We start from the raw sequence: 11,586 nt of genomic DNA, 5'->3' as shown, positions 1-11,586 counted from the left end.
AGCCCTTCCGGCGATCGAGGCACAGGCGCCCAGGCGCGAGGGCACACGGGCTCGGTCACGAGGGCACAGGCGCCCAGGCACGAGGCCCGTACGCCCGGTACTCAGACGGGAGTTGAGTACGGGAGCGCTGACGCCCACGGGGGTGCGAGCGCGACCGTACCCGTATGGGATCAAGCGTTCGTGCGCTCGCCGAAGCCACCCCGGACACCCGGGACCGTTACGTCGACCTCCTCCGGGTCGCCTCGCTCGGGACCGTCGTCCTCGGCCACTGGCTGATGGCCGCCGTCACCGCCGACGGTGTCGGCAATCTGCTCGCCGTCGTCCCGGAGCTCCAACTCCTCACCTGGGCCCTGCAGATCATGCCGGTCTTCTTCTTCGTCGGCGGCTTCTCGCACGCGCTCTCCTACCGCTCGCTGCGCCGCGGGCAGCCGGAGGGATCGGTGTACGCGACGTTCCTGCGGGCCCGGCTGCGCAGGCTGCTGCGCCCCACCATGGTGTTCGTCCTGGTCTGGGCGGCGGCGGCGCTGATCGTGCAACTGCCGGGCGGTGGCGGCGGGCTGACCGGCGTCACGCTGCGCCTGGTGACCCAGCCGCTCTGGTTCATCGGGATCTATCTGGCGATGGTGGCGTTCACCCCGCCACTGCTGAGGCTCCACGAGCGGTACGGCTGGGGCGCGTTCGCGGCGCTCGCGGGCGGCGCGCTCGCGGTGGACGTGCTCCGGTTCGCGCTCCAGGTCCCCTTCGTGGAGTTCCTGAACTTCGCGTTCGTCTGGCTGGCCGTGCACCAGCTCGGCTTCCTGCGTGCCGACGGCCGGCTGCGGCTGCCGTCCGTGCTCGCCGCCACGGGACTGGCCGGGGCCGCCGCGCTGGTGGCGTTCGGCCCGTACCCGCTGTCCATGGTCGGCATGCCGGGCGAGAAGGTCTCCAACATGGCCCCGCCCACCCTCGCCCTCCTCTGCCACGGTCTCTGGCTCGTCGGCGCGGTGGAGCTGCTGCGCGGGAGCGGGGCGCGCCTGGTGGCCCGGCCCCGGGTGTGGCGGACCGTCGTCGCCGCGAACGGCGTCGCCATGACCGCCTTCCTGTGGCACCTCACCGCCATGCTCGGGGTGTACGGCGCGCTCCTCGCCCTCGATGTCCCGCTGCCCGAACCGGCCTCGGCCGTCTGGTGGGCGCAGACCCCGCTGCGGATCGCCGCGGCGGCCGTCCTCACCGCGCTCCTGGTCGCCGCCTTCCGCACCTTCGAGCGCCCTTCCCCGCCCCGCGCGGACGCCGCCCCGGGCTCGGGTCTCCTCGCGGCGCTGGGGATCACCCTGTGCCTGCTCGGCGTCCTGGGCCTGTCGATGGTCGGCTTCGCGGGCCTGCTGGAGGGCCGCTCGGCGACGCTGATCGCGGTCCCGGTCACCGCTCCTGCGGCGGTGGCCATGGCGCTGGCGGGCTGGCTCCTGGTGGAGCGCTCGGGCGCGAGGCGAGGACGGGTGTGACGGGGAGGGCCACGCCACCCTCCGTCAGCAGGTGATCACACAGGGTGTGCACGGGATTTCGACGTGCCCGCGACGATTACGCTGGGAGGTCGATCGGATCCCCTCATCTGGAGCGTTGATGGCCGTCAACCTGGTCAATGTCGAGGCAGTCAGCAAGGTGTACGGCACCCGTGCCCTGCTCGACGGAGTCTCCCTCGGCGTGTCCGAGGGAGACCGAATCGGTGTCGTCGGGCGCAATGGGGACGGCAAGACGACCCTCATCCGCATGCTCGCCAAGCTGGAGGAGGCCGACACCGGCCGCGTCACCCACAGCGGCGGGCTGACCCTCGGAGTGCTCACCCAGCACGACTCGCTCGACCCCGCCGCCACCGTCCGGCACGAGGTCATCGGTGATCTCGCCGACCACGAGTGGGCGGGCAACGCCAAGATCCGCGACGTACTGACCGGGCTCTTCGGCGGGCTCGACCTGCCCGGCTTCCCGCACGGACTGGACACCGTCATCGCGCCGCTCTCCGGTGGCGAGCGGCGGCGGATCGCCCTCGCGAAGCTGCTCATCGCCGAGCAGGACCTGATCGTTCTCGACGAGCCGACCAACCACCTGGACGTGGAGGGCATCTCCTGGCTCGCCCGCCACCTCCGGGCGCGCCGCTCGGCGCTCGTCTGCGTCACGCACGACCGCTGGTTCCTCGACCAGGTCTGCACCCGCATGTGGGACGTCCAGCGCGGCACGGTGTACGAGTACGAAGGCGGCTACACCGACTACGTGTTCGCCCGTGCCGAGCGTGAGCGCATCGCGGCGACCGAAGAGGTCAAGCGGCAGAACCTGGTCCGCAAGGAGCTGGCCTGGCTGCGCCGCGGCGCCCCGGCCCGTACGTCGAAGCCGCGCTTCCGGGTCGAGGCCGCCAATGAGCTGATCAAGGACGTGCCGCCGCCGCGCGACACGTCGGAGCTGATGAAGTTCGCCTCCTCCCGGCTCGGCAAGACGGTCTTCGACCTGGAGAACGTGACGGTCCAGGCCGGACCGAAGGTGCTGCTGAAGCATCTGACCTGGCAGCTCGGCCCCGGTGACCGCTTCGGCCTGGTCGGGGTGAACGGTGCAGGCAAGACGTCGCTCCTGCGGGCGATGGCCGACGCCGCCCGCAGCGACGGAGAGCGTCAGCCGAGCGACGGACGGATCGTCACCGGCAAGACCGTGAAGCTGGCCTATCTCTCCCAGGAGGTCGTCGAACTCGACCCGGAGCTGCGAGTGCTGGAGGCGGTCCAGCAGGTGCGCGACCGCGTCGACCTCGGCAAGGGCAGGGAGATGACGGCCGGGCAGCTGTGCGAGCAGTTCGGCTTCTCGAAGGAGAAGCAGTGGACCCCGGTCGGTGATCTGTCCGGTGGTGAGCGGCGCCGGCTCCAGCTGCTGCGGCTGCTGATGGACGAGCCGAACGTGCTGTTCCTCGACGAGCCCACCAACGACCTCGACATCGAGACCCTGACCCAGCTGGAGGACCTCCTCGACGGCTGGCCCGGCTCGATGGTCGTCATCTCCCACGACCGGTTCTTCGTCGAGCGGACCACCGACCGGGTGTACGCGCTGCTCGGCGACGCCGCCCTGCGCATGCTTCCGCGCGGTATCGACGAGTATCTGGAGCGCCGGGAGCGGATGACGGAGTCCGCGGCCGCGACCCCGGCGGCGCCCGCCGCGGCGTCCGAGAAGTCCGCGGCCCCCGAGAAGTCGGCAGCGGACCAGCGTGCCGCCAAGAAGGAACTGCAGAAGATCGAGCGACAGCTGGACAAGGTCTCCGCCAGGGAGGCCACGCTGCACTCGCAAATCGCCGAAAACGCCACCGACTTCGAGAAGGTGGCGAAACTCGACGCCGAGCTCCGTGAACTCGCAGGCGAGCGCGATGAGTTGGAAATGCGGTGGCTGGAGCTCGCCGAGGACGCGTAGCGGCCTCGCGCGGAACGGGTAACGACGGCATCACGGGCCGGTCCTCCCTTGGGTACAGGGGCGGACCGGCCCCGCTGTTGACAGGTCCCAGGTGATACAAAGAAGCCCCGCTCGACTGACGTGACGCTGCGCCATCCATGTCCGATTCGCTCCTTTCCGTACGGCAACTGCCGGACGGAATCGCGGGGGAGGCCGGTCGGGTCGTGGACCGCACGAAGGGGGATGTGCTGCCATGACTCAGCCGCCCAGCCAGCAACCGCCGCAGGGAGGCTTCGGGTCTCCGCAGGACCCTCAGCAGGGTTCTCCCCAGCAGCCCGCGCAACCGCCGCAGATGCCGCAGGGTCCGCCGCCGGTCCCGCCGCAGGCTCCGCCCGCGCCGCCCGCCGGTCAGCCGCAGCCGCAGCCGCAGCCGGGATACGGCTATCCGCAGGCCCCGCAGCCGGGTTACGGCTATCCGCAGCAGACGCCGGGTCCGTACAACCAGCAGCCCGGCCCGTACAACCAGCAGCCGGGGCCCTACGGCCAGCAGCCCGGCCCCTACGGCGGCTACCCCGGTGGCTACCCCACCCAGCCGCAGTACCCCGGCGCCCCCACCCCGCCCCCTCAGGGCGGCGGGAGCGGGAACTTCTTCAAGGGCAGGCCCGCCGCCATCATCGGTGCGGCCGTGGCGGCCCTCCTCGTCATCGGCGGCGGCACCTGGTTCGCCGTCAGCGGCGGTGACGACGACACGAAGCCCGACGCCAAGCAGACCAGCGGCCCGAAGCCGTCCGGCTCCGAGTCGGTCGACCAGGGCGACGGCAGCGGCACCGGTGGCGGCAAGGAGGTGGACGACCTCAACGCCGGGCGCAAGGACGGCGAGTCGAAGGTGCTCTGGCTGACGAAGAACGACATCGACCTGCCGCGCAACGGCTCCGAGGTGTACGGCCCGTGGTTCGCCGGCGATGTCGTCGTCAAGGGCATGTACAAGGAGCTCAGCGGCTTCTCGGCCACCGACGGCAGCAAGAAGTGGACCCTGCCGCTACCCGGCGAGCTCTGCGCCGCGCCCGTGCGGGGCACCGACGACGGCAAGCTCGTCATCGGCTTCAAGGACGGCACCAACGACAAGGCCAAGTGCACCCAGATGCAGCTGGTCGACCTCAAGACCGGCAAGGCGGGCTGGAAGAAGGAGATCACCGAGAAGGGTGCCTTCGACCTGCTCTCCGACATCACCCTGGCGATCAGCGGCGACACCGTGACCGCCGCCCGCACCGGCAACGGCGAGGCCTTCCGGATCAGCGACGGCAAGCCGCTCTTCGGCAAGCTCCCCGGCAACTGCCAGCCGCAGGCCTTCGCCGGCGGCCCCAAGCTGATCGCCGCCGAGACCTGCCGCACCAGCAGCTACGACAAGCGCCAGGAACAGCTCCAGGAGCTCGACCCGACCACCGGCAAGGCCAAGTGGACGTACAAGCTCCCGGCCAACTGGGAAGTGGACAAGGTCTATTCGGTCAGCCCGCTGGTCGTCTCCCTCTCCCAGCGCGACCAGAAGAAGTGGAGCGTCATCGCGCTCAACGACAACGGCACGCTGCGCTCGCAGATCGACGGCGGCACGGACCGCTTCCAGCCGCGCTGCGGCGGCGGCTTCGTCGTCTTCAGCCAGGTCCTGGAGGGCTGCGTCGGCGTCGCCGCCGACGCCAACACCTTCTACATGGCGACCGAGCCCAAGTCGGGCGGCACCGTCCGCACCAACACCGTCGTCGCCTTCGACCTCAACACGGGCAAGGCCAAGTGGCGCGCCGACGCCCCTGCCGAGCGCACCATGCTCCCCCTGCGCACGGAGGGCTCGAACGTCCTCCTGTACATGGAGCCCCGGTACGACTCGGGCGGCGCGATCGCGACGCTGCCACCGACCGGCGGCAAGCCGACCGTGATCCTGCAGAACCCGGCGTCCACCTCCGAGATCGAGCGGACCTTCTGGTCACCGAAACTGGCCTACCAGGACGGACGGTTCATCATCGCGAGCGGGCGGGTCAGCGCGAGCAACGACGCGGAGGAGAAGGAGGCCAAGACGATGATGGCCTTCGGAAAGTGACCGCGTCCGACCGACGCCCCGGAATCGACAGACTCCTTCTCCTCAGAGGTACGGACACGTGACGCAGCCACCGCAGCCGCCCAACCAGCCACCGCAGCCACCGAACCAGCCACCGCAGCCACCGAACCAGGCGCCGCAGCCGCCGAACCAGGCGCCTCAGCCGCCCCACCAGTCGGCGCAGCCTCCGCAGGGTGGCTTCGGCGCCCCCCAGGACCCTCCTCCCGGCGGCTTCGGGGCGCCCACCCCGCCGCCGCAGCAGCCCGGGTACGGGTATCCGCAGACGGCTCCGCCCGGGCAGGGCGCCGGGTACGGCTATCCGCAGACGCAGCCCATGGGGCAGCAGCCGTACGGGTACGGGTATCCGGCGCAGCCCACGCAGCCGCAGTACCTGCCGCCCCAGCCGGGCGGTCCGGGCGGCGGCAAGAAGCTGAGCGCCCAGATGCAGATCATCATCGCCGCGGCCGTCGCGGTGGTCCTGATCATCGGCGCCGGTGTCTGGTTCGCCGCGGCCCGGGGCGACGACTCCAAGCCCGATGCCAAGAACACGACCGCGGGCGCCGACGGCGGGAAGGGCAAGGACATCGGAGGGGGCGGCAAGGAGAAGGCGCCGGCCAACACCGCGGCCAAGGTGGCGTTCCAGCTCCCGCAGCCGAAGGTCACCGACGTCACCAACGTCAGCGGTTCCTGGGTCACCGACTCGACGTACGTCAAGACCGGCGTCTCCTCCGTCGTGGGCTACGACCTCGCCAAGGGCACGGTGAAGTGGACCATCCCGCTCCCCGGCCAGGTGTGCGCGGCCTCGCGACACGCCACCAAGGACAACAAGACCGCGATCGCCTTCGAGGCCACCAAGCGCAAGCCGCCGCGCAACTACGCGGCGTGCACCGAGGTCGGCGCCATCGATCTCACCACCGGCAAGCTGCTGTGGACGAAGTCGGCCAAGGGAACCGGTGACGACAAGCTCCGCTTGACCGAGGTCACGCTCAGCGGCAACACCGTCGCGGGCGGCGGCACCGACGGCGGCGCGGCCTTCGACCTCGCCACCGGTGCGCTCCGCTGGAAGCCCGACGCCAACGCCGAGGGCTGCTACGACATGGGTTACGGCGGCGGCGAGGCCCTCGTGGCGGCCCGCAAGTGCGGCGAGTACGGCAGCCAGCACGTGCTCATCCAGCCGGTGAACCCGGCGACCGGCGCGCCCCTCTCCTCGTTCAAGATGCCCGCGGGCGTCGAGTACGCGAGCATCGTCTCCACCAAGCCCCTCGTCGTCGCCGCGGACGTCGGCGACACGGCAGGGGACGGCAGCGGCATCTCGGACTTCTTCGTCATCGACGAGAAGACCGGCAAGCTCAAGGCCAAGATCACGGCGGACGCGGACCGGTTCGCCGCGCGCTGCGGCTCCACCGAGGTCGAGACCTGCCAGCACGTGACCGTCGGCAACGGCCGTCTGTACCTGCCCACCGAGGAGCACGAGGGCTCCGGCGAGTACGGCCGGACCAACGAGATCGTCTCGTTCGACCTGAACACGGGCAAGCCGACGACCGACAGGGCCGACGCCGGCGACCGGTACACCCTGTACCCGCTGCGCATGGACGGCGGCAACGTCATCGCGTACAAGAAGCCCCCGTACGACAAGGGCGGCCAGATCGTCAGCATCGACGGCGGCACCTTCAAGCAGACGGTGCTGCTGGAGAACCCGTCGGAGGAGTCGGTCCGGGACGCGGAGACCAGCTTCTCCCTGGACTACGCGGAGATCCTCTACACCAACGGCCGGCTGTTCATGTCCGAGACCATGCTCAGCAAGCCCAGCACGTCCAGCTCGAGCGACCCGCAGTACCTGGCGCTGTCCTTCACCACCGGCTGAGCCGGATCGCGTCCGTGAACACGAGGGAGGTCCCCCATCGCCGGGGGACCTCCCTCGTTCCGTCAACTTGCCCCGAACGACATACATTTCGCCGATCCGAGGGAATTCCGACGCGTAGGGCGAGCGCGACGTCGAACAAGCGTGTAGCTTGCCGGGTCAGTAGGGCTGGGGGCCGGGGGGCCGACTCCAGGGGTATGGGGGGTGCTCGATGGGTGTGCGGCTCATGGTGGTCGACGACCACCGATTGCTGGCCGAGGCGCTGGCCTCGGCGCTGAAGCTGCGCGGGCACCGGGTGCTCGCGGCGGCGGCGCCGACGGCGAGGGCGGCCGAGCTCGTGGTGAGCAGGGCCCCTGAGGTGTGCCTGCTCGGCACCGCGGCACCGGCGGAGCCCGGGGCGTTCGACCCCATCGTGCGGATCAAGCGGGAGCGGCCGCAGGTGGCCGTGGTGGTGCTCGGGCCCGTGCCGTCGCCGCGCGGGATCGCGGCGGCCTTCGCCGCCGGCGCCTCCGGTTACGTACGCCACGACGAGCGCATCGAGGGCGTCGAGCGGGCGATGGTCAAGGCACGGGCCGGCGAGACGGCGGTCGCGCCGCAGCTGCTCCAGGGCGCCTTCTGCGAGCTGCTGAACCCGGCGGCCCAGCCCGACGACGAAGGGCAGCGGCTGCTGCGGATGCTCACTCCACGCGAGGTGGAGGTGCTCGTACGGGTGGCGGAGGGCGAGGACACCCGGCTGATCGCGGCGGGCATGGGCATAGCCCCGAGCACGGCCCGCACCCATGTGCAGCGGGTGCTGATGAAGCTGGGCGTCGGTTCACGCCTGGAGGCCGCGGCGCTGGCGGCCAGGACGGGGCTGCTCGACCACGCCGCGCTCCCGCCGGCCGCACCGCCCGGACCGCCCGCACCGATGCGGGACGCCGACCAGGCCTGAGTCACGCACCGGGGCAGGCGCCGTCTCACGCGCCGACCTCTGGCCCCGTGCTGCCCCGACATCCGACTCCCACAGGAACACACACTCCACGGTTGACGTCTCTGTTGACTCATGGTTTGTTGTGTTCGCTTATGTTGGTGGATGGCGGGCCATGGAGGCACTCCGCGTGAAGAAGACAGTCACCAGGCTCGCCGACGGCCGAGAGCTGCTCTACTACGACTCCCGCGACGACATCGTCCGTGACGCCGTCGACCGCCGGCCGCTGGACCCCACCTCCACCACGTCCGAGATCCGGCACGACCCGCTGCTCGGCGACGCCGTCGCCGTCGCCTCCCACCGCCAGGGCCGTACGTACCACCCGCCCGCCGACGAATGTCCGCTCTGCCCCTCCAGGGACGGCCGGCTCAGCGAGATCCCGGACAGTGACTACGACGTCGTCGTCTTCGAGAACCGCTTCCCCTCCCTCGCCGGAGAATCCGGCCGCTGCGAAGTGGTCTGCTTCACCTCCGACCACGACGCCTCCTTCGCCGCCCTCACCGAGCGCCAGGCCGCCCTCGTGCTGGACGCCTGGACCGACCGCACCGCGGAACTCGCCGAACTTCCGCAGGTCAAGCAGGTGTTCTGCTTCGAGAACCGGGGCGCGGAGATCGGCGTGACCCTCGGCCATCCGCACGGCCAGATCTACGGCTATCCCTTCGTCACCCCCCGTACCGCCCTGATGCAGCGCTCGGTCGCCGAGCACCTCGCCGCCACCGGCCGCAACCTCTTCGACGACACCCTGGAGCGCGAGCTCGCGGACTCCGCACGGATCGTCCTTCAGAGCGCGCACTGGGTGGCCTTCGTGCCCTACGCCGCGCACTGGCCGTACGAGATCCACCTCTACCCGCGGCGCCGCGTGCCCGACCTGCGGGCACTGGACGAGGAGGCGCGCACAGAGTTCCCACAGGTCTATCTGGAACTGTTGAGGCGCTTCGACCGGATCTTCGGCACGGACCAGCCGCCGACGCCGTACATCGCCGCCTGGCACCAGGCGCCGTTCGGCGAGGCCTCGCGCGAGGACTTCGCGCTGCACCTCGAGCTTTTCACCGTCCGCCGTACTCCCGGAAAGCTGAAGTTCCTCGCCGGTTCCGAGTCCGGCATGAGTGTGTTCATCAACGATGTGCCGCCGGAGGCCGCGGCCCACCGACTGCGAGAGGTAGCGAGCACGTGAGCAAGTACCTGGTGACGGGCGGGGCCGGCTATGTCGGCAGTGTGGTGGCCGCGCATCTGCTGGAGGCGGGGCACGAGGTGACCGTGCTCGACGATCTCTCCACGGGCTTCCGCGAGGGCGTCCCGGCGGGGGCGGACTTCGTGGAGGGCCGCATCCAGGACGCCGCCCGGGTGCTCGACCCCTCGTACGACGGCGTTCTGCACTTCGCCGCGTTCTCCCAGGTCGGCGAGTCCGTCGTGGACCCCGAGAAGTACTGGGTGAACAACGTCGGCGGGACGATGGCGCTGCTCGCCGCGATGCGCTCGGCAGGGGTGCGCAAGCTGGTCTTCTCGTCGACGGCCGCGACCTACGGAGAGCCGGTCTCCACCCCGATCACCGAGACCGACCCGACGGCGCCGACCAGCCCGTACGGCGCCTCGAAGCTGGCCGTCGACCACATGATCAGCGGTGAGTGCGCCGCGCACGGGCTGGCCGCGGCTTCGCTGCGGTACTTCAACGTGGCGGGTGCCTACGGACGCTGCGGCGAGCGCCACGACCCCGAGTCGCACCTCATCCCCCTGGTCCTCCAGGTGGCTCTGGGCACCCGTGAGTCGATCTCCGTCTTCGGCGACGACTACCCGACCCCGGACGGCACCTGCGTACGCGACTACATCCACGTCGCCGATCTGGCCGAGGCCCATCTGCTCGCCATGGACAAGGTCACCGCCGGGGACCATCTGATCTGCAACCTCGGCAACGGCAACGGCTTCTCCGTCCGCGAGGTCGTCGAGACCGTCCGCAAAGTCACCGGTCACCCGATTCCCGAGGTCACGGCCCCGCGCCGGGCGGGCGACCCGGCCGTGCTCGTCGCGTCCTCCGCCACCGCCCGGGAGCGGCTGGGCTGGAGCCCGTCACGGGCGGACCTCGCGGGCATCGTGGCCGACGCATGGGAGTTCACCCGAGCCGGGGAGGCCGGCGCATGAGCGTGGAGGAGCAGTTCCGCGAGCTGTACGGGTACGACCCCGAGGGGGTCTGGGCGGCGCCGGGCAGGGTCAATCTGATCGGTGAGTACACCGACTTCAACGACGGATTCGTGATGCCGCTCGCGCTGCCCCACACGGCCCTCGCGGCGGTGGCGCGGCGCACGGACGGGGTGCTGCGGGTCCACTCGGCGGGCATGGACCAGGGCGTGGTCGAGCTCGCCGCCGACTCCCTCGTGCCCCGCGCGGGCACGGGCTGGGCGGCGTATCCGGCGGGTGTGCTGTGGGCGCTGAGGGAGGCCGGGCACCCGGTCACCGGGGCGGACCTCCATCTCGACTCCACCGTGCCGACGGGCGCGGGTCTCTCCTCCTCGGCGGCCGTGGAGGTCGTCACCGCGCTGGCCCTGAACGATCTCCACGGGCTCGGCCTGCCTCGCGAGGAGCTGGCGCGGCTGGCCCAGCGCGCCGAGAACGCGTTCGTCGGCGTGCCGTGCGGGATCATGGACCAGATGGCGTCGGCCTGCTGCACCGAAGGCCACGCCCTGTACCTCGACACCCGCGACCTCGACCGCCGCCAGGTCCCCTTCGACCTCGCCGCCCAGGGGCTGCGGCTCCTGGTCGTCGACACCCGGGTGAAGCACGCGCTCGGCGACGGCGCGTACGCCGAGCGGCGCGCCGGATGCGAGGCGGGCGCGGAGGCGCTGGGCGCGCGCACGCTGCGCGAGGTCGAGTACGCGCAGCTTCCGGACGCCCTGGGGCGGTTGGCCGATACGACGGTGCGCCGTTACGTACGCCATGTCGTGACCGACAACCACCGGGTCGAGCGGACGATCGCGCTGCTGGACGCGGGCGACATCCGCGGCGTCGGCCCGGTCCTCACCGAGGGCCACGCCTCCCTCCGGGACGATCTCCAGGTCTCCTGCGAGGAGTTGGACCTCGTGGTCTCCTCCGCGAACGCGGCGGGCGCGCTGGGCGCCCGGATGACCGGCGGCGGCTTCGGCGGCTCGGCGGTCGTCCTCGTCGAGTCGGCGGACGAGGACACGGTGACCAAGGCCGTCCTGGACGCCTTCGCGGCCGCAGGCCACACCCCGCCACGTGTCTTCCCGGCGGTGCCGTCCGCGGGGGCGCGCCGGGTCGGCTGAG

The 11,586-nt window shown here is 71.2% G+C and carries 8 protein-coding genes; all 8 read left to right on the top strand.

Annotation, left to right across the window (positions count from 1 at the left end; translation table 11 throughout):
* The first annotated feature begins 164 nt into the window (after positions 1 to 164).
* The 8 genes from ACIQMR_RS21195 (at position 165) to galK (ending at position 11,585) form a co-directional block, all read left to right on the top strand.
* Complete coding sequence (locus ACIQMR_RS21195) at positions 165 to 1,481, top strand: acyltransferase (RefSeq protein WP_401389325.1); 1,317 nt, start codon at positions 165 to 167, stop codon at positions 1,479 to 1,481.
* Positions 1,482 to 1,599: 118 nt separating this feature from the next.
* Entirely contained in the window at positions 1,600 to 3,417 is a 1,818-nt protein-coding gene (locus ACIQMR_RS21190) for an ABC-F family ATP-binding cassette domain-containing protein (protein WP_401389322.1), read from the top strand.
* A gap of 232 nt (positions 3,418 to 3,649) precedes the next feature.
* Complete coding sequence (locus ACIQMR_RS21185; RefSeq protein ID WP_401389319.1) at positions 3,650 to 5,485, top strand: PQQ-binding-like beta-propeller repeat protein; 1,836 nt, start codon at positions 3,650 to 3,652, stop codon at positions 5,483 to 5,485.
* Between the two features lie 58 nt (positions 5,486 to 5,543).
* On the top strand, positions 5,544 to 7,346 hold the full coding sequence (locus ACIQMR_RS21180) for a PQQ-binding-like beta-propeller repeat protein (RefSeq protein ID WP_401389316.1): 1,803 nt from the start codon (positions 5,544 to 5,546) through the stop codon (positions 7,344 to 7,346).
* 208 nt (positions 7,347 to 7,554) lie between these two features.
* Positions 7,555 to 8,274, top strand: coding sequence for a LuxR C-terminal-related transcriptional regulator (locus ACIQMR_RS21175; RefSeq protein WP_401389314.1), 720 nt, complete (start codon positions 7,555 to 7,557; stop codon positions 8,272 to 8,274).
* Positions 8,275 to 8,440: 166 nt separating this feature from the next.
* Entirely contained in the window at positions 8,441 to 9,484 is a 1,044-nt protein-coding gene (gene galT, locus ACIQMR_RS21170) for a galactose-1-phosphate uridylyltransferase (protein ID WP_401389311.1), read from the top strand.
* The gene (gene galE, locus ACIQMR_RS21165; protein ID WP_401389308.1) at positions 9,481 to 10,446 is read left to right on the top strand and encodes a UDP-glucose 4-epimerase GalE; all 966 of its coding nucleotides are present in this window, start codon (positions 9,481 to 9,483) and stop codon (positions 10,444 to 10,446) included. Before galT ends, galE begins: the two co-directional genes overlap by 4 nt.
* On the top strand, positions 10,443 to 11,585 hold the full coding sequence (gene galK, locus ACIQMR_RS21160; RefSeq protein ID WP_401389306.1) for a galactokinase: 1,143 nt from the start codon (positions 10,443 to 10,445) through the stop codon (positions 11,583 to 11,585). Before galE ends, galK begins: the two co-directional genes overlap by 4 nt.
* The last annotated feature ends 1 nt before the right edge of the window (position 11,586 follow it).

The sequence above is a fragment of the Streptomyces sp. NPDC091376 genome, assembly GCF_044757085.1.
In the GTDB taxonomy this organism is placed as follows: Bacteria; Actinomycetota; Actinomycetes; order Streptomycetales; family Streptomycetaceae; genus Streptomyces; species Streptomyces pratisoli.
Note: the sequence above shows the minus strand (reverse complement) of the source record. Positions and strands in the feature narration are given on the sequence as shown.

Coding starts and splice junctions, on each gene's coding strand:
- galK (WP_401389306.1), top strand. CDS start 10,443: ATGAGCGTGGAGGAGCAGTTCCGCGAGCTGTACGGGTACGACCCCGAG.
- ACIQMR_RS21190 (WP_401389322.1), top strand. CDS start 1,600: ATGGCCGTCAACCTGGTCAATGTCGAGGCAGTCAGCAAGGTGTACGGC.
- ACIQMR_RS21185 (WP_401389319.1), top strand. CDS start 3,650: ATGACTCAGCCGCCCAGCCAGCAACCGCCGCAGGGAGGCTTCGGGTCT.
- ACIQMR_RS21195 (WP_401389325.1), top strand. CDS start 165: ATGGGATCAAGCGTTCGTGCGCTCGCCGAAGCCACCCCGGACACCCGG.
- ACIQMR_RS21175 (WP_401389314.1), top strand. CDS start 7,555: ATGGGTGTGCGGCTCATGGTGGTCGACGACCACCGATTGCTGGCCGAG.